Here is an 18,545-nt window from a genome sequence, read left to right as displayed (position 1 = left end):
TCGGATTCGCTCGGGTTCAAGTCCGACAGCCTCCTAGGGCACGCTGCGGCCCGTCGGTGATGAAGTGGAAGGTCGTCCCGCCAGGGCGCACCCAGGGTTCGCGCCGCTGATGGGTCAGGACGTAGACCGGGGTGTGAAACGGCGCCTCCTCGGGCCAGGCGACCTCGCCCTGGTCGAACATGCGCTTGCCCGTGATGCTGGCGCCGATGCGCTCCATGGTGCCGCGAACCAGGTCGTTGACCGGGCCGGTCTCGCCGCCCGGTCCGAGCTTGAGGTTGTCGCGGAAGGACTGCTGCTTGATGAGCCAGCCCATCAGCGCACCCCACCTGGCGCCCCAGTTCTTGTGCTCGGGCTTGCCCATGGTCATGCCTTCCGGCGCCATGTAGCCATCGAGGCTGAGGCCGATGTTGACGAAGACTTTGTGCATGGTTCTCCTCGCGCTTGTGGGGTGTCGGCCTCACGTTGATGGGCGCAGCGACGGTGGTTTCGAGTCAGCCGCGCCGCGCCGCCTCGATCGTGGCGATGTCGATCTTGCGCATCGTCATCATTGCGTCGAACGCGCGCTTGGCTGCTGCAGGGTCGGGGTCGGCAATCGCTTCCGTCAGCGCCATCGGGGTGATCTGCCACGACAAACCCCACTTGTCCCTGCACCAGCCGCACGCACTTTCCTCGCCGCCGCTGTCGACGATCGCATGCCAGTAGCGGTCCGTTTCGGCCTGGTGGGCGGTGGCAATCTGGAACGAAAAGGCTTCGCTATGCCTGAAAGCGGGCCCACCGTTGAGCCCGAGGCAGGGAATGCCCATCACGGTGAACTTGACCGTCAGCACATCGCCCTGCTTCCCGGCGGGATAGTCGCCCGGCGCGCGGTACACCGCCTCGACCGAGGAATCGGGAAAGGTGGCGGCATAGAACCGCGCCGCGTCCTCAGCGGTGCCGTCGAACCAGAGGCAAATTGTGTTTTTGGCAATCTTCGTCACGAGGTTTCTCCATCAATCAATATCAAGGCCGGTCGTCCCCGCAGGCGCTTCGATCCGCGCGTCGACACTTGCGCGAAGCGTGCGGGGTGCCGCGCGTTTCATTGCACATAGCAGGGCGCGCACTCGCGCACCTCGACGGTGGCGAAGCGCGCGGCGGGACAACGCTGAGCGATGGCGACGGCCTCGTCCAGGCTGGCGCAGTCGAGCAGGAAAAAACCGCCGATCATTTCCCTGGCCTCGGCGAACGGGCCGTCGCGCAGCTGCGGCTTGCCCTCGTGCACCTGCACGCGCACGCCGTGACGGTCGGGGCGCAGCGACTCGCTGGCCAGCAACTGGCCACGCGCGGCCAACTGCTCACCGAAGCGCTGCATCTCCTCGTAGCACGCGCGGCCTTCGGCCTCGCTGCGCGCTTCGCGCTGGCCGCGCGGCTCGACGATCGACAACAGAAATTTCATGGACTCGCTCCCTTGGCTTGCGCGGCGGCTACTGCATCGAATGCAGGCCGATGGTATTGCCCTCGGTGTCGACCGCCAGCGCAATGTGGCCGTAGTCGCCGATGGCCATCTTGGGCCGCTCGATGCGCCCGCCGGCAGGCGCCACGCGGGCGGCTTCCACGGCGCAGTCGGCGCAGCTGAAATACACCAGCGTGCCGAGGCCGCCGGAGGGCGCGCCAGGCATCTTCACCAACGCACCTCCCGCGCCCCGGCGTTCCGGCTGCGCCGGAAAGGCCCACAGCTCCATGCCCGCATCCTGCATGGAAGCGGGCGTGCCGAGCCGCTGCAGCTTGCACTGGAATACGGCCTCGTAGAAACGGCGCGCGCGGGCGATGTCCTGCACATAGATCTCGAACCAGCCGACGGGATTGCGCTCCATGGTGTGCTCCTTGGCAAGCAGGATGAAAGTTGGATTTTGCCCAGCGCCGCTCATCGCATGGCCTCGGCCGCCGCAACCCGGATCTGCTCCGGGCTGAGGTCGCGCACATGGGTGGCGACGGCCCAGTGGTGACCGAACGGATCTTCCAACTGGCCGTAGCGGTCGCCCCAGAACTGGTCGGCCAGCGGCATGGTGATTTTCGCGCCGGCGTCCACCGCGCGCGCGAATGTGGCATCGGCGTCCTGCACCTGCAGGTGAATCGTCACCGGCGAGCCCTTCAGCGCCTGCGGGCCGAGTGCGCCGTGCTTGGGCATCTCGTCGAACAGAAACAGCTGCGAGTCGCCGATCAGCACGCAGGCGTGGATCAGCTTGCCGTCTGGCGTCGGCAGGCGGAACTGCTCGATGGCGCCGAAAGCGCGGCGGTAGAAGTCGATCGCCGCCGCAGCGTTGCGGCAGACCAGATGCGGCGTGAGGCTGTGCATGCCGTCGGGGATGGCTTTGACCTTGCTCATGATGATCTCCTGTTGCGTCGGGTTGAGGGCGTTGCCTGGCGCCCTGTTCGAACGACGTGCCAGGTCGGCGCAAATCGACACGCACGCCGGTTTTATTTCGCAGCATCGAGGGCGCGGAAGCGCTCGACCTCGCCGGATGGCGCGAAGTCGTCCAGCTCGAACAGCTGGCGCACCTCGATCTCGGCCGGCTGACCTTGGCCGACCGGGTTGGGAAAGCGCCGCGCCCATTCCAGCGCTTCCTCGCGCGACTGCACCTGGATCAGGGTGTAGCCGGCGATCAGCTCCCTGGATTCGGTGAACGGGCCGTCGATGACGGTGCGGCGCTGGCCGTCGTAACGCACGCGCCAGCCGGTGTGGCTGGGTTTGAGGCCGTTGCCTTCGAGCAGCACGCCGGCGCGCGCCAGTTCCTCGTGGTAGGCGGCCATCTCGGCGAATACGGTGGGCTCGGGCTGGAAGCCGGTGCTGGCCTGGGCCTCGAATTCAGGATTGGACTTGACGATGATCATGAAGCGCATGGCGGTCTCCTGCTGGATGGGGTGACGGGGCAGCGCAAATGACCGCGCCCTGCCGATACGACGCGCCAGACGATGCCGGATCGACATCACGCGGCCAAGCATGTGGCCAGCACACGAAATTTTGCACCGCGGCCCATGACGTCCGCAATCACGCGTTCATGGCGTCATCAAGGTGCCTTGCTTGCAGTTCCAGCCCTGCGCGCCTCATAGGCCTTCAGATGGCATAGGCGATGGAAAGCCAGAGAGGCGCCACTCGACTCAAGCCCGGCTTCAGTTCGACGTTGGAGCATGTCTCCCACGATGTGGTCGGTTTCGATGCGGGAGCCGTTCTCGATGTCACGAAGCACCGAGGCCGTCAATGTGGAACCTTCCGTGGTCAGGATTTCGCGCGTGCGCTCCAAGATGACGTCATCCCGGTCGTAAGCCTTGCAGCACAGCACGATGAGGTCGAAGTGGGTGCGCAAATTCTCCGCCTGGACGGTGGCCGGTTCGTGAATGGCGACGTGGCCGAGCGGACTCTGGATTTGCAAACCGGAGATCCCGAGTTGCAGCGTGCGGCGCGCGCACGAGAAAGGTCACGTTCTGACCTGCTTGCAGCAGCCGGCCGCCAAAATAGCCGCCGATCACTCCGGCGCCGATGACAAGTATTCGCATGATCGAGGCCCTTTGCGACTCAAGCGGCAACCACGCGCACCGGGCGACTGCGGATGCGCAGCACCAGCACGGCGGCAACCAATCCGAGGATGCCGGAGAGGGTCGTGGCCAAGGCGTAATTGCCGTAGCTGCTGCGCAGGATCCCTCACATCAACGCGGTAAAGGCCGCCCCGATCTGGTGACCGGCCACGATCCAGCCGAGCACGATGGGCGCCTCGCGGCTGCCGAACGCATCGTTCGTGAGGCGTACGGTCGGCGGCACGGTGGCCACCCAATCCAGCCCGTAGAACAGGGCGAAGACCGGCAGGCCGTGGTCGCCGCACATGGCAATGAAGTGCGTGCCGATATAGCCGTTGGTGGTCGCGCCGCAGATGAAGAAGCTGAAGAAGAGCAGCCAGAAGTCGCGCACCTTCACGGCCTTGCCGAGGGCGCCGAAGGCCATGGCGATGGGGTTGGCCTTCGGTGCCTCGGCCTGGGCTGGCGCGTCGTCGGCTTCTCCGTAGCGCCGCAGACCGCCCGAGGCGCGGATGCGATGCGCACGAGGGACTTGTCCAGCGTTGCCTTAGACTTGATTCGCCTCATTGAAGGCGATCTCGCAGCTTTCGTCATCCTGCTCGTGCGAAGAGTTTTTTCTGACTCGACGCCATGCATCGATGCTTGATAGAGAACCAGATGGATCAAAATCGATACGACCGTGGCCTGGCTGTCCGCAAGGACGTGCTGGGGGCCGACTATGTGGACGCTGCCATCAGCAGTGCCGACGATTTCAACCGCGACCTGCAAAGTTTGGTGACCGAGTACGCCTGGGGCGAGATTTGGTCTCGCCCCGGTCTGTCGCGTCGTGACCGCAGCCTGCTCAATTTAGGCATGCTCACCGCACTCAACCGGCCGCACGAACTCAAGCTGCACATTCGGGGAGCCCTCACCAACGGGGTGACTCGGGACGAAATCAAGGAGGTGTTCCTCCAGGCAGTCGTTTACTGTGGCGCACCCGCCGCCATCGATAGTTTTCGCATTGCGCGCGAAGTGTTCAAGGAGCTGGGGCTTTGAGCCTGGACCGTTTGGAGGCATGACCATGACACTGCAGCCGGCTGCGCGGGCGCTGACTGTCCTCGCAGCCTGACACCTGCCGACCGCCTCCGCCAAGCCGTCGACCTGGAATGACGCCGAGGGTGCTCAGGCTGCGTTCGACTGCACGATCCAGAAGGCCCAGCCCAGCAAAATCGCGCAGATCACCATCACTTGCGATCGCGAAAAGATCATCGCCAGCCCGCCGATGCTGCAGGGTCTCAAGCTGGTCCATTCGCAACTGACGGATCAGGAATAACGATGTTTGGCTAGGGCCGCATCTCTCCGCGCAGCGCATGCACGAGGAAACCCCCGAGGCCAGCGGTGCCCCACGCCTCGATGCTGGACTCCAACGGGGTTGAGGTCGATTCGGCAGCCTGGTCTCAGGTTTTGCGCTTGGACCTGGCCGAGGCGGCTTCGACCGATTTGCGCGCGGCAGTCGTGGCTGCACACAGATTCGTCTCGGCCATTTCGCCAGCTTGCTTGGACGCTTTGCGCACCGAGTCGTAAGCAGCGTTGGCGCCTTGGATGGCCGTCTTCATCATCGCCACGGCGGGCTCGGAGCCAGCTGGGGCGTGTTTCGCCGAGCTTTCGACCAGGGCCATGAACTGGCGATGCATCTCCGCCACCTGTGCCTCTGCATTTTTGGCGATTTCAGCCTGGGCACCAGAAGTGATCTGCTGCACATGTTGGGCATAGCTCAGCATGCGTTCGGCCATCGGTTCCATCCACTGGCCCTGTTGGGTCGTCAGACTCTGCAAATCCTTGGCCGACATCTTGGCCATGGTCTCCTCGGCACTATCCTGCAAGGTGGACTTCACGGTCTGCATGCTGAGGGTCACCAGCTTTTCCATGCTGTCCATGGTCTTGGTCACCATATTGAACAGATTTTCGAACTGGGCTTTTTGCGCGGCAATCAACTGTTCGGGATTCATGGCCATCCTTTCCTTGAAGTGGAGTTTGCATGCTAGGACGGCTCCCGGGCCAATACAACAACAATACAAGGAACCCAAGGAACTGCACTGGGGTGTGAGCAGACCGTGCGCCAGGCCAGCAATCCTGAAAGAGATCACCGCATCAGGGCAGCGCGATTCTTGGAATAGGACCTGCCGCGCGACCCAGGCAACCCATTTCATGGGTTCGGATCTTGCATGCGGAACTCTGGAGCAGGCAGTTGGATGCATTCCATCGCGCTTCGTCGGCGATGTTCTCGAGAACTTTTGATGAAAGCACATCATGCGCGAAGACGACGACAACAGCCCGACATTACCCCTGCCGCATGCGGTGCAAGAGCGCAGTGCGAGCGAGCCGACGCCGTTGCTGATGCATGTTCCGGTCAACATTCGCAGCATGTCGCTGGTGCTTCTGGCCGCGCTGGCAAGCATCTTCGTACTGAGCTGGGCCAAGGCCGTTTTCATACCGCTCATGACGAGTCTGATGCTGAGCTACGCACTTTCGCCGGCGGTGAACTGGCTGGAACACCGACGCATACCTCGCTGGCTCGGTGCCGCCTTGATCCTGTTGACGATTTGCAGCGCAGTAGGCGTTGCCGCGTACCTGCTGAGTAACCAGGCGACGAGGCTGGTTGTCGCCTTACCGGCTGCCGTCCAAAAGTTCAGGATGGAGATCAAGCCCAGCAATGGAAATCACGACACAGCACTGGAGACGGTGCAAAAAGCCGCAACCCAAATTGAAAAGGCGGCCGGGAATCGGAGGGAGGTTCGCAACAGCCATGAAGCCATGCGCGTGGTCGTTGAGCCTTCGAGTTTCAATGTCAAAGACTATTTGTGGTCGAGCACGATCGGCTTGTTGACCCTGCTTGGTCAGACCGCAGCCGTCCTGTTCCTGACCTACTTCCTGATCATTTCTGGCGACAGCTTCCGACGCAAGCTGATCAAGCTGGCCGGCCCGAGTTTGAGCAGCAAGAAAATCACGCTGCAAGCTCTCCATGAAATTACCGATCAGATCCAGCGCTATCTGCAAGTGCAGATTTTCACGAGTGCGCTGGTGGCCGTGCTCACCGGGCTGGCGCTGATGGCGCTGGGTCTACAAAACGCCGCAGTCTGGGGCATTGTGGCGGGTGTCTTGAACCTGGTGCCTTATGTCGGCTCACTGATCACGGCATCCACATCGGGACTGGTCGCTTTTTTGCAGTTTGGCTCTCTCGACATGGCCCTGGTCATCGGCGGGGTTTCCCTGGGGATCCATACGCTGGTTGGCAATTTGCTGACGCCTTGGCTGACCAGTCGCAGCAGCCAACTCAGCCCGGTGGCCGTCTTTGTCGGATTGCTCGCCTGGGGGTGGCTCTGGGGGGTCTGGGGCTTACTGCTTGGGGTGCCGATTCTGATGATCGTCAAGGCAGTCTGTGATCGTTTGGATGGCTTGAAGCCGATTGGTGAATTTCTCGGATCTTGAGCGGCTTCGCGCTGCCGACCTGATGATCTGGCCGTGCCAAGCTCGGTTTTCAGACTTCACATAGGACGCCACGGCCGGCCAAGGGTATGCGCTGGCGCGTCCGATGCCGGTGCGCGGCGCCCAGAGATCGGCAGAGTCTGGGAACCGCGCAGCCTTTTAATACATGACGCAGCATGGCTAGCGTGCAATATCCTCCAGCCGGCGCTTCGTCACTTTCGGGCCCATCGTGGCAACGACGAGGAAAACCCCCACCATGGCTGCGGCGATGAAACTGAACACCCCCATGGCTCCATAGTGCCCCAGCAGCCAAGCGATCAAAAATCCGCTGAACACCGCGCTGATGCGGCTGAACGAATACACGAAGCCCACAGCTCGCGCCCGGATGCGCGTCGGGTAAAGCTCGGACTGGTAAGCATGAAACGCAAAGCTCATCCAGTTGTTTGCCAGCGTGACCAGGATGCCGAACAGCACAATCGGCAGCGCCGCCGCAGAATTGGCGAACAGCAAGCCGGCACCGGCGACCACCAGGGCAGCGATGCCGATCTGCCACTTGCGCTCGAATCGGTCCGCAAACACCAAACCGATCAGTGGCCCCACGGGATTGGCCATCGCGATGATGAAGGTGTACTCCAGCGATTTGGTGACATCCAGCCCCTTTGAAATCAGGTAGGTCGGTGCCCAGACCGCAAAGCCGTAAAAACCAACGGTCTGCAAGATGTTGAACAGGATGAGCATGGTGGTGCGGCGACGGTAGGCGTCGTGCCACATTTCCATCCATGCGCCGCGCACCGTTTCGTCCTCTCCCGCCACCACGACCGGCGGCGGCAGCGGCTGCCCCGTCTCGGCCTGCACCTTGCCCTCAATGGTGCGCATGATGCGATCGGCCTCCTCGTGCCGGCCGTGCTGCGCCAGCCAGCGGGGAGATTCGGGCAGGCGCAGCCGGATGAACCAGACGAACACCGCGCCAATCGCGCCAATGATCGCCACCCAGCGCCAGCCGTCCAGTCCCATGATTTGCTGCGGAACCAGCATCCACCCGAGGAACGCCACCACCGGAACCGCTGCGAAGGCAAAGACCTGGTTGAATGCGAAATATTGTCCGCGTTGCGCGCGGGGTGCCATTTCCGACACGTAACTGTCGATGTTCACCAGCTCCACGCCGATGCCGATGGAAGCGATGAAGCGCCAGATGTCGATGCTCATCGCCGTGTGCTGAAACGCCATGATGAGCGTGCCCGCGCAGTACCACAGCAGCGACCAGGTGTAGACCGCGCGCCGCCCATACCGGTCCGACAGCCAGCTCACGAACAAGGTGCCCACCCACAAACCGCCGAACAGCGCGGCGACGAAGCTGGCGATGCCCTCCATGCCGAACAGGCCCTTGGTGGTGGCGGTGAACACCCCGCTCTTGAACAGGCCGGGGGCGATGTAGGCCGTGAGGAACAGGTCGTAGAACTCGAATGAACCACCCAGCGACAACAAGGCCACCATGTTGCGCACGGTTCTGGAAGGCGGCAGGCGGTCGATGCGCGCGGCGATGGTTGGATTCTGGGGCGAAAGCGCCGCAGCGACAGGTCTTGAAGCCAAGTCCTGTGGCGACGATGCTGGAGTTACGGGTATTGAAGCCATGTCTTGTCTCCTGATGTCTTTGGGTTGTTTCAAAATTCAGAGAGCACCTTCAGTGACGTGCTGCTGACTGAACCGGTTGGCGGCCTACGAGGCAGCTTGCATCTCCCGCGGGCAAGCTTGAACAACGCAGAGCAAGGCAGGCCGCAACGGCCTCGCTCGGAGTCTCCGGTGGTTGATCGACGACAACATGGCGCATGCCTCCATCAAGGTTTGGTTCATGCCATACGCCTTTACCGGGAATCGCTGGAGAAGCATGCGACCAGCCTTGGCCAGCACAGACGTCCGTGCCGGAACCCGTTTTTGACAGGGATAAAGCTGCGTTCACAGCGCGCTGCCACGCATTTCAACCTCACTGTCATGATGCGTCGTGCGGAGTTTCAAACACTTCGTCATCCAGGCGTTGGGATACAGCGCCTCGTCTTGTACAGATCTTCGAGTTGGCCGTATTCGGCCAGACCGATGAGCGTGTTGAACTCGGCAAAGGTGATCATGTCCCGGACCTTGTTCGCCGTGCTCTTGGCCGTCCGGAGTTCCTTCAAGTACGACTCGACCGCTTTCGCTGCGGCGTACAGCGGGCCGAGAGGGTAGATGGCGATCCCGAAACCCAATCCCTCGAGTTCATCGGCGCGCAGCAGCGGGGTCCGGCCACCCTCGATCATGTTGGCGAGCGTCGGCGTGTTGGGAAACGCCTCATTGATCCGCCTGAGTTCGTCCACGCTCTCGGGAGACTCGATGAAGATCACGTCGGCGCCGGCCTGCTCGTACGCTCGTCCCCGCCGCAACGCTTCTTCCAGGCCATGGCTGGTCCGAGCGTCCGTGCGCGCAACGATGACGAAATCATCGTCCTGGCGCGTGTCGACGGCCGCCTTGATCTTCTGCACCATGTCCTCCATCGGAATGACCTCGCGCCCCAGCATGTGGCCACACTTCTTGGGGGAAACCTGGTCTTCGAGCTGGATGCCGCAGACGCCCGCTTTTTCGTATTCCCTGACCGTGCGCTTCACGTTGATGGCATTGCCAAAACCGGTGTCGCCGTCGGCCAGCACGGGGATGTTCACAGCATCGGCGATATCGCCCGCCAGCTTCAGCATCTCGCTCATCGTGAGCAAACCCACGTCGGGCGCACCCAGCACGCTGGCCGAGGCGCCGTAGCCGGTCATATACACGGCGTCGAATCCACAGCGCGCGATGATCTTGGCGCTCAGCGCGTCATAGGCGCCGGGCGCGACGAGCAGTTGCTTGGCCTGAAGGAGGTGCTTGAGTTGGGTCGTTTTTTTCATGAGACAAGCCTTTTTGAGTTGAATGCGTTCGCTTCAAGCAAGCTGGAGTGGTGTGTGGTGCGGATGCAGATCCGTTCTTTTCCCGGCCTTGAGGACCTGCCCCGGAACGTCGTGACCGAGGACGCGCGGCAGATCTTTCGCGATCGCGAGCAGCCGATCCAGATCGACGCCCGTGGAAATGCCGCACGACTCCAGCATGTGCACCAGATCCTCGGTGCAGATGTTGCCCGTGGCACCGGGCGCAAAGGGGCAGCCACCGATTCCGCCCAGCGAGGCGTCGAAGCTGCGGGCGCCAGCCTCGATGGCGGCGATCACATTCGCCAGTCCCATGCCGCGCGTGTTGTGAAAATGCAGGGTTAGCGGGACTTCCGGGAACGTCTGCAGGAAGATCTGTACCAGTTCTCCGACCTGTCTTGGCGCGGCCATGCCAGTCGTGTCGGCGAGCGTCACGCTGTGCATGCCCATGTCGAGGTCGTGCGTGGCAGCCCGCAAGATCTTGCTTGGCGCCTGGTCGCCGTCGAACGGGCAACCGAAGGCTGTGGCGATGGTGCCGTTCACGCGTACCCCGGTCCCCCTGACCATGGCCATGACACGGCGGAACTGTTCCAGCGATTGTTCACAGCTCATGCGTATGTTCGCCAAGTTGTGGCGCTCTCCGATGGACATGATCAGGTTGATTTCATCCACCTCACAGGCCAGTGCCCGCTCGCAGCCGCGTTCGTTCGGGACCAGGCAGACATAGGCCACATCGGCCGCCCTGGTGATTCCACGCATGACTTGCTCGGCGTCCCGCAGGTTGGGTATCGCCTTGGGCGAGACGAAAGAAGTCACCTCGATCTTGGCCAGGCCGGTCCGGGAAAGCCGGTCGATCAGTCGGATCTTGTCTTCGGTCGGCACAAATACCGACTCGCTCTGGAAGCCGTCACGCACGGCGACATCTTGGATCGAAACCCGCATGGGCGATTTCGAGAACAGCATGCTGGTGCTCCTTGGTTGGCGATAGTCGCTTAAACCACGCCCTGCGCCCTGAGTTCGGCGACGGCGCTGCTGTCGATGCCGATCGATGCCAGCACCTCCGCGGTATGGGCGCCAAGCGCGGGGCCGAGCCATTTCGTCCGTCCCGGCGTCTCGCTCAACTTGGGCACGATGCCGGGCAGGTCGATCGCTTGCCCATCCGGCAGGGAGAACCGCCCAATCATGTCGCGCGCCCGGTAATGGGGGTCCGCATGGATGTCCGCCGCCGTATAAATCTTGCTGCACGGAACCGCTGCCGCATCGAGCGTTTTGAGCACATCGTCCAGGTCATGAGAAGTCGTCCACCTGGAAATCGCTTCGTCAAGCATGTCGTTGTGCTCGACACGGCCATCATTGCGCGCAAGTTTGGGGTCGCCGGCCAGGTCGTCGCGGCCGATGGCCTGCATCATCCGCTTGAAAATGCTGTCCCCATTGCCGGCGATGACGACGTACTGGCCATCCTTGCACAGGTAGGTGTTCGAGGGAGATATCCCCGGCAAGCTGGCCCCCGTGCATGCGCGGACATAACCGGAAACCGAGAACTCCGGAACGAGGCTCTCCATCACGCCGAAGACGGCCTCGTACAGCGCCACATCGATATATTGTCCCTTGCCTCCATTCACCTTGAGGTGATGCATCGCCAGCAGCGCACCGATCACCCCGTACAGGGAAGCGAGCGTGTCACCGATGCTCACGCCCATGCGTACGGGCGGGCGGTCCGGGTAGCCCGCCAAGTGGCGCAGCCCGCCCAGGGATTCCGCGATGGCCGCGAATCCCGGTCTATCCCGATAGGGGCCTGTCTGGCCGTAGCCCGAGACGCGCACCATGACCAGGTCTGGATTGATCTGCGACAGATGCTCCCAGCCCAAACCCCATGCTTCGAGCGACCCGGGGCGGAAGTTCTCGATCACGATGTCCGCATCCCGAACGAGGTCGCGGACGATCTGTTGGCCCTTCTCCGATTTGAGGTTGAGCGTGATCGATTTCTTGTTGCGGCTCTGCGTGTACCACCACAAGGATGTGCCGTTGTGGAGCTTGCGCCATTTGCGCAGCGGATCGCCATCACCGGGCGGCTCGATCTTGATCACTTCGGCGCCGAACTGGGCTAGAAGACTCGCGGCGTAGGGTCCGGCGATGAGCGTCCCCAGTTCGATCACCTTCATTCCAGCAAGGGGCGACTTTCCGTCGCTGTTCGATGTTTTCGAGCTCATCGAGAAGCATCGCTCAGCTTCATGGCGCCCGGACTGCTTGAATGAACCATTGATCCTCCTATGCGGAATGGCCGGTGCTCGCTGGTTTTGGCAGGTGCGACACCGTGTCATCCGAAGTATGGATGCGGTTTCAAGCGGGGTAAAACGCTATTACGCGAGCCTGCCATCACGAAATACGATGGCAGGCTTGGGGCATAGGGTTCAGGATGGTTTTCTGAGATGGTCAACCAGAATTCTTGCGGCAACCGAAAGCGCGTCGTAGGAGCGAACGCAAATCGCCAGTTCGCGCTTCGCCCACGGCTCATTCAAAGGAATGGCTTTGATGGCTAAAGATTTCAAATAGGGTTGCGCGCTATTGCTTGGAATGATACCGATACCCAGCCCAGCATCGACCATCAGGCAGAGTGCATCATAGCTGGTGACCTGAATGCGCAGCTTCAAGCTTCGTTCAAGTTCAGTTGCTGCCTTGATCAGTTGATGATTGATGGCGCTGCCGGTATGGAGGCCGACATAATCAAAATCGAGTGTTTCGGCGAGACAGGCCGATTGTTTCTGCGCGAGGATGTGATGTCGTGGCGTAATCAGCACGAGTTCGTCGTTATGGTAAGGAAAGATTTCAAGATTCTGGCCATGATGCCCCATGGTGAAAATGCCTATATCGGCTGCATTCTCGGCGACAGCCTTGGTGATCACCGTACTGATTTTTTCTTCCAGATGGATTTGCACGAGAGGGTAAACGGCCAAGAAGGATTTCAGTTTTTCTGGAAGGAGTTGGGTGATCGCCGAGATGTTGGCAAACACTCGGATATGGCCCCGAATGCCGCTTGAGTACTCCCGCATCTGCGAGTAAATCTCATCGAGATGATGGAGAACGCCCCGCGCCAGATTCAACAACGCAATGCCCGCTGCCGTCGGTTCGATGCCTTTGTTGCTGCGCGTCAGTAACTGGGTGTTGAGTGTCTCCTCCAGTTCACTGAGTCGTTTGCTGACTGCGGAGGCGGCGAGATGCTCAAGCTCGGCTGCGGCAGCGATCGTGCCCTCCTCAACGACACTGACGAATAATCTCAGAGAAGTTGGATCGAGTCGCATCATTCTGTCTTTCTCATCTTCATGATGTTGAGAAGTGGCTCCGTAGATCTGAACAGCATTCCCCGATTCATGCGACTACTGGCGGGTTGCAGGCAGGGCAGGGTTGCACGCGGCGGCCAGTGATGCATGCGACGAGCCGAATGATGCAATGGGCAATTCGTGACCCACAGCGGGATTGATGGAATGCGGCCTGCTTGAGGGTTGCCAGATTGGCAAAGTAGCGCGCGTCAGGTGTGAACGCATCCAGACCGCACAGCAAGAGTGCCCGGTTAGGACATCGGGCTGCTCACCAGCCTCATGGGCCGCCCGCTTCAAGGTGAGGCCTGCCACCGCAGCGCTATCTCTTCTTGGCTTTGTTGGCGGCCAGACGCTGAAGCAACCAGGCCTGTGCTTGGGGTTTGCCCACCTCGGCCAGGGCGCCTACATCCAGAACCAGCCTTGAGCTCGACAGGCAGTGCCCCGTGCGGGCGTCATACAGCACTCCGGTGATGCCGTCGGCCAGAACTTGGTGGCGTCCGTGGAACGACAACTCCACCACGAGACGTTGGCCCAGCAACAAACGCACTGGCTTCAAGTCGCGTCCGGCATGGGGCAAGGCTTTGCCCTGGATCCAGTGGCCCAGCGCCGCCACGGCCCCATCCGTGAGATGGGTGGCCGTCGACATGTCTGAGGGAGGTTCGGTCTTGACGGCGGAGTGCATGCGGGGGTCGCTTCAGGTTGGGGGCGACCCATACCATAGCGTGCCGCTGACTTGTGCATCCGGGCCACCACGATGAATCCATGCATCGGCCACGCCTCGATCGGCATCTTGAATGCCGCGCGCCGCCTCGGGGGCACGCCTCAGTAGCGCACCAGCACCACGCCGATCACCAGCAAGAAGGCGCCTGAAAGCCGCACCAGATCGACCGGGTGCCGCGGTACGCCGAACAGGCCGTAGTGGTCGAAGATCAGGGAGGAGAGCATCTGGCCAGCGACGAGCAGCGCCACGAACGCCGCCGTACCGATTCGGGGCACGAGCACGATGGAAATGCCGATATAGATGGCCCCGAACAGCCCGCCGCTCCATGCCCACCAGTGGCTGCGGGCCATGGCGCTGGCCTGGGGCACCTGGTCACGCAAAACCAGGGCAAGGACGAGCATGCAGATCGTTCCACCGAGATAGCTCACGAATCCTGCCCATGCGGCGGAGTGCAGGCTTGCCCGCAGATCTGCATTGACCGCTTGCTGCATGACGAAGCTGAGTCCGGCGACAACGGCGAGCAGGCTGATTCCAACGAGGGCGGCGAATTGCGGCATGCGCCAGCTTATCGCGGCTTCGCCGCCGGCGTCCAGCGACCTGGGGTGAAGGAGTTATTGGTGAGTCGCACTGGCCAATCAGTTAAGTTCAAACTCTACATACTCCACCAGACCTAGCCCTGCCCATGCCGGCTGCCTCCGAACACCGATTCCGCCGCTTGACCCTTGGACTCTATGCCTGCGTTCTGGGCCTGCTGCTCGCAGGCATGGGCTGGTACCTGGCCAGCACTTGGCGCGAACAGTTGCATCAGACGCGCGATCAACTCCATGCCCTGACGCAGTTGACCCATCAAGCGGTCCAGATCCAATTCGATCAATATGCCAGGAATCTGGACTTACTCGCCTCGCAGCTTCAAGACGGGCACGAACGGGATCTAGGCTTGGTGCGCCGACGGCTGATCCAGTTCGCGCAGTCCGATCGCGGGATCGCCGTGCTGAACGTGGTTGGCGCCGACGGTCAAATCGTCGCCAGCACAGCGCTTGCCACCGGCGCGGCCAAACCCAACCTGAATGCCAACCCCGTGCTGCGCGGTTTCCTGGAGCAAGCGCGCGCTCATCCCCGCGCCCTGCAGTTGTTTCATCCCATCGTCAGCCCCTTGGTTCACAGCTTGGTGATTCCTTTCGCTCTGGCTGGACCGACCCAGAACGGCTCCCTGTTCTATCTGGTCGGCGGGATCGACATGGGCCGGCAGGTACAGCTCTATCACGCCCTGTTGACGCCCCGCCAGCGTGCGGCTGGCGAGGTGATCGGTGTGCTGGGGCGAGGGGGCTATTTATTCGGGGCCTGGCCCATCCCCGGGCCGAACGCTGGGCCGCCTGGGGCGCAAGGCAACCTCGACAACTTCCTGCTGCGGCCGCGCAACGGCGCCTTGCAGCAAGACCTGCTCAAACATCCGGAAGCCCTGCGGGGCGATGTCGACGGACTGATCAATATCGGGCTTGCCAACACCGAATACCTCGGGGCGTTTCAGCGTTTGGCCCATTTTCCTCTGTATGCCTTTGTCTTCGCACCCAAACCCCTGGTCTGGCAGAACTGGTGGCACTTGACCTTGGCGCCCCTCATCGGGGCTGCCATCGGCATCGCGATGCTGACCCTCATCATGGGCTTGAGCCTGCGCCTGCAACGGCAGTGGTTCCTGGACACACAGCGCAAGAACGAACAGTTGCGCTCGGCTTACCAGGCCGAATCGCGTCAGAGCACCGCACTCGGTTTGCTGGGACAGACTTTGGTGATGACGATGCGCGCCCCGGATGCGCATGCCATCTTGCAGGGATTGTGTGCGCTGGCGACCGAGCAACTGGGTTGTGCCCTGGTCTGGGTGGGTCGTGCCGCCGTCGATGCGCCGCGCCGCGTGAGCGTTCTCGCCTCGGCAGGGCATACGGCTTATCTCGATGACATCGAGATTGCGCTCGATGACCCACAGACCGGGCAAGGCCCTTTCGCCCATTGCATCAACAGCCGGCAACCCGTCTTTTTGGGCATCGACACGCCGGCATTTCACCCCTGGCGCGATCGCGCACGGGCCTATGGCATCCAGGACATCTTGGCGTTGCCTCTGCCCATGGGCACGGGGCAGATCGACCATGCGGTATTGGTCTACGGAACACGCCCGGGTTTCTTCACCGACGCGCATGTGGTGGGCACCTTGCGGCAAATGGTGCAGGAAGTGGCACTGGCTTTACAGTCTTTGCTGGCCAGGCAAGCGCTTGAACGGGCGCGCCACGCAGAGTCCGCGGCCAATGCCCGCTACCACCAGATCTTCAGCAACCTTCCTGCTGGCGTGATTGTGTTCAACGCCGAAGGGCGGGTGCAATACTGCAGCGCGGCGTTCATCGGCCTGTACAACCTGGATGTTGATCCGCAGACCTTCGTCGGCCGTCCCTGGCGCGAGATCTGGGCGCAGATCGCCGAGTTGCACGTCAATCCCGAGCAGACCACCCAAAGGATCAAGGCCCAGATGTTTCACAACCAGGCCGTCGAGGATGAGATTCGGCTTCGCAATGGCCGGGTGCTTCTTGGCAGCTACGTGCCACTGCACGACCAAGGCCAACCGCACGGGGCCTTGTGGAGCTTGCAGGACATCACCTCGCTCAAAACCCAGGAAGCCCAGATCAAAAAGCTCATCAACCAGGATCCTCTGACCGGCTTGGCCAACCGCCGCGCGTTTGACACCCGCCTCGCGCAATGTCTGTACGCGCTCGCATCAAGTCAGCAGCTCGTCGTCGGCATTCTGGATCTGGATTATTTCAAGAACATCAATGATCGGCTCGGCCACCAGGTGGGGGATGAACTGTTGATCGAGGTCAGTCGCAGGCTTGGCCAGGTCTTGCGTGATACCGATCTGCTGGCTCGATTGGGTGGCGATGAGTTCGGCCTGATCTTGCCCGACTGCCCGAGCCTTGACCATCTGGGGGACATCGCCCAGCGTTTGCTGGACGCCGTGGAACCCCCCATGCAACTCAACGGCCATACCGAGAGCATCAGCCTGTCCTTGGGCTTTGCCGTGCAATTGGATGGTGTCATCGATGGCCCAACCCTCTTGCGCCAAGCGGACATAGCCATGTATGCCGCCAAAGCCGATGGGCGGCGCCAGTACCGTATCTTTGGCGAGGCGATGGAGGCACAAGTGGCGCGGCGCGAGTCCTTGCTGCAATGGGTGGGCCGCGCCTTGCGCGAACATCGGCTGGAGCTGCATTACCAGCCGATCCTGTCCTTCACAACAGATGCCAAGGGCCTGCTGGTGGCCAGCGTGCGCAAGGCCGAGGCTTTGCTGCGGTTGCGTGACGAGCTGGGCACCTTGCATGCCGCGGGGGCATTCGAAGAGGTTTTGGATGATCCGCAATTGGCCGTACACATCGGTCGCTACGTCCTGCACGAGGCCGTCTCCCGGGCCCTGCAATGGCGTGCCGAGGGGCAACGTCTGCAGGTTTGCATCAATATCAGCCCTCGACATTTCCTGGATCGTGGATTTCTTGAGGATGTCAAGCAAGCCCTGCGTGCAGTACCGGCCGGCATCCGCGACCTGATCGAATTGGAGTTGACCGAACACGGCTCACAGCTCAATGGGCAACAGGCCCGAGACGTCGTCAAGGCGTGTCGATCCCTGGGTGTTTGCGTCAGCCTGGACGACTTCGGCACGGGCAGTGCAAGTCTCACACACTTGCAACTTCTCGACGTGTCAACCGTCAAGATTGATCGTCGCTTCACCCGAGATCTGTTCAGTAGTGATGCTGACTTGAGCATCACCTATGGCATGTTGCGTACCGCCCAGATGATGGGCTTGAATGTGGTCGCGGAAGGTGTGGAATCTTCACGCCAGGCCTTGGCCCTGTGCGTCATGGGATGCCTGCATTTGCAGGGTTATGTCATTGCACGACCCATGTCAGCGCAACAGCTCCATGCGTGGCTGGGCCAATGGCGAGAAGCCTTGCCCTGGATTGACCAGATAGAAGGCGGGCTGCAAGTGGATGACGCGGCCATTCAAGCCATCGTGACCCACAGCATCGGGATCCGTAACCTGGTGCAGCAGACGATCGGTGATCAGGACCGCGATTTTTACCTGCAGCCCAATGCGCATGAACTCTGCCTGCTCGGAACTTGGTGCACCAGGCAAGCTGAACGGTACCAGGGCGGCAGCCCCTTCGCTGCGCTACTGAGCAGTCATGCGGCGTTTCATGACCTGGCACGTCACGGCATGACCGAACCCGGCATCGTGGATCCCACAGCCCTCGGGGCGGCCAGCCAGCGTATGCGTCAGGCGTTCTGGGATGTCCTGCTGGGATGCAAAGCGACTGAGGCAGACCAACAAGCCTAGGCGATCAGAGGCTGTTCCGCTGATGAACAGCGCGACAAGTGCAAACTTTCGGCGTCAGCAGATGCCACGGATAGGAGGAGGAGCATCAGGTGCCGAAGAAATCCGCATGGTGCGTTCGCTTTGCCCACGCATCCGCGCTAAGAGCCCAAGTGGTCGTGGTCGCATTGCATGAAGACATGACTCTGACCAAGCCCATC

19 protein-coding genes and 1 pseudogene are annotated in these 18,545 nt (G+C 61.7%); 3 read left to right on the top strand and 17 right to left on the bottom strand.

Going from position 1 to position 18,545, the window contains the following annotated elements; all coding sequences use genetic code 11:
• Positions 1-16 precede the first annotated feature (16 nt).
• The 9 genes and pseudogenes from THIX_RS14240 to THIX_RS24310 all read right to left on the bottom strand — a co-directional run.
• A complete protein-coding gene (locus tag THIX_RS14240; RefSeq protein WP_199195303.1) occupies positions 17-427 on the bottom strand; it encodes a hypothetical protein in 411 nt (136 codons plus the stop codon).
• 64 nt (positions 428-491) lie between these two features.
• Complete coding sequence (locus THIX_RS14235; RefSeq protein WP_112486724.1) at positions 492-977, bottom strand: VOC family protein; 486 nt, start codon at positions 975-977, stop codon at positions 492-494.
• Between the two features lie 98 nt (positions 978-1,075).
• Positions 1,076-1,432: a YciI family protein gene (locus tag THIX_RS14230; RefSeq protein WP_112486723.1), complete on the bottom strand. Its 357-nt coding sequence runs from the start codon at positions 1,430-1,432 to the stop codon at positions 1,076-1,078.
• A gap of 28 nt (positions 1,433-1,460) precedes the next feature.
• Entirely contained in the window at positions 1,461-1,850 is a 390-nt protein-coding gene (locus THIX_RS14225) for a VOC family protein (protein WP_112488390.1), read from the bottom strand.
• A gap of 50 nt (positions 1,851-1,900) precedes the next feature.
• Positions 1,901-2,362 carry a VOC family protein gene (locus tag THIX_RS14220; RefSeq protein ID WP_112488389.1) on the bottom strand — a complete coding sequence of 154 codons (462 nt, stop codon included), beginning with the start codon at positions 2,360-2,362 and terminating at the stop codon, positions 1,901-1,903.
• 92 nt (positions 2,363-2,454) lie between these two features.
• Complete coding sequence (locus THIX_RS14215; protein WP_112488388.1) at positions 2,455-2,877, bottom strand: YciI family protein; 423 nt, start codon at positions 2,875-2,877, stop codon at positions 2,455-2,457.
• Between the two features lie 167 nt (positions 2,878-3,044).
• Positions 3,045-3,401: a hypothetical protein gene (locus THIX_RS14210; RefSeq protein WP_371413006.1), complete on the bottom strand. Its 357-nt coding sequence runs from the start codon at positions 3,399-3,401 to the stop codon at positions 3,045-3,047.
• Positions 3,286-3,531, bottom strand: coding sequence for a ketopantoate reductase family protein (locus THIX_RS24895; protein ID WP_371412923.1), 246 nt, complete (start codon positions 3,529-3,531; stop codon positions 3,286-3,288). Before THIX_RS24895 ends, THIX_RS14210 begins: the two co-directional genes overlap by 116 nt.
• 19 nt (positions 3,532-3,550) lie before the next feature.
• Positions 3,551-4,051, bottom strand: a pseudogene (locus THIX_RS24310) (MFS transporter); the annotation flags it as partial.
• A gap of 152 nt (positions 4,052-4,203) precedes the next feature.
• On the opposite strand from THIX_RS24310, the gene THIX_RS14200 reads away from it, so the two are divergent.
• A complete protein-coding gene (locus tag THIX_RS14200) occupies positions 4,204-4,581 on the top strand; it encodes a carboxymuconolactone decarboxylase family protein (protein ID WP_112486722.1) in 378 nt (125 codons plus the stop codon).
• Positions 4,582-4,982: 401 nt separating this feature from the next.
• Here the strand turns inward: THIX_RS14200 and THIX_RS14195 are convergent, their stop codons facing one another.
• The gene (locus tag THIX_RS14195) at positions 4,983-5,735 is read right to left on the bottom strand and encodes a phasin family protein (protein WP_233224565.1); all 753 of its coding nucleotides are present in this window, start codon (positions 5,733-5,735) and stop codon (positions 4,983-4,985) included.
• Positions 5,736-5,835: 100 nt separating this feature from the next.
• Between THIX_RS14195 and THIX_RS14190 the strand changes: the two genes are divergently transcribed.
• The gene (locus THIX_RS14190) at positions 5,836-7,014 is read left to right on the top strand and encodes an AI-2E family transporter (protein WP_112486721.1); all 1,179 of its coding nucleotides are present in this window, start codon (positions 5,836-5,838) and stop codon (positions 7,012-7,014) included.
• Positions 7,015-7,191: 177 nt separating this feature from the next.
• Here THIX_RS14190 and THIX_RS14185 read toward each other — a convergent pair whose 3' ends face one another.
• The 7 genes from THIX_RS14185 to THIX_RS14155 all read right to left on the bottom strand — a co-directional run bounded on the left by THIX_RS14185 (position 7,192) and on the right by THIX_RS14155 (position 14,533).
• Positions 7,192-8,643, bottom strand: coding sequence for an MFS transporter (locus THIX_RS14185; protein ID WP_112486720.1), 1,452 nt, complete (start codon positions 8,641-8,643; stop codon positions 7,192-7,194).
• A gap of 389 nt (positions 8,644-9,032) precedes the next feature.
• On the bottom strand, positions 9,033-9,923 hold the full coding sequence (locus tag THIX_RS14180) for an oxaloacetate decarboxylase (protein WP_112486719.1): 891 nt from the start codon (positions 9,921-9,923) through the stop codon (positions 9,033-9,035).
• A gap of 33 nt (positions 9,924-9,956) precedes the next feature.
• Positions 9,957-10,901, bottom strand: a complete 945-nt coding sequence (locus THIX_RS14175) for a hydroxymethylglutaryl-CoA lyase (protein WP_112486718.1) — start codon at positions 10,899-10,901, stop codon at positions 9,957-9,959.
• A 29-nt stretch (positions 10,902-10,930) separates the two neighbouring features.
• Positions 10,931-12,148, bottom strand: coding sequence for a CaiB/BaiF CoA-transferase family protein (locus THIX_RS14170; RefSeq protein WP_112486717.1), 1,218 nt, complete (start codon positions 12,146-12,148; stop codon positions 10,931-10,933).
• A 201-nt stretch (positions 12,149-12,349) separates the two neighbouring features.
• Entirely contained in the window at positions 12,350-13,237 is an 888-nt protein-coding gene (locus tag THIX_RS14165) for a LysR family transcriptional regulator (protein ID WP_112488386.1), read from the bottom strand.
• Between the two features lie 337 nt (positions 13,238-13,574).
• The gene (locus THIX_RS14160; RefSeq protein ID WP_112486716.1) at positions 13,575-13,901 is read right to left on the bottom strand and encodes a hypothetical protein; all 327 of its coding nucleotides are present in this window, start codon (positions 13,899-13,901) and stop codon (positions 13,575-13,577) included.
• 176 nt (positions 13,902-14,077) lie between these two features.
• A complete protein-coding gene (locus tag THIX_RS14155; protein ID WP_112486715.1) occupies positions 14,078-14,533 on the bottom strand; it encodes a DMT family transporter in 456 nt (151 codons plus the stop codon).
• 158 nt (positions 14,534-14,691) lie between these two features.
• Here THIX_RS14155 and THIX_RS14150 point away from each other — a divergent pair, with 158 nt between their 5' ends.
• A complete protein-coding gene (locus tag THIX_RS14150; RefSeq protein WP_233224564.1) occupies positions 14,692-18,348 on the top strand; it encodes an EAL domain-containing protein in 3,657 nt (1,218 codons plus the stop codon).
• The last annotated feature ends 197 nt before the right edge of the window (positions 18,349-18,545 follow it).

The sequence above is a fragment of the Thiomonas sp. X19 genome (assembly GCF_900089495.1).
Lineage (GTDB): Bacteria > Pseudomonadota > Gammaproteobacteria > Burkholderiales > Burkholderiaceae_C > Thiomonas_A.
This window is presented reverse-complemented; position numbering and strand designations above follow the sequence as displayed.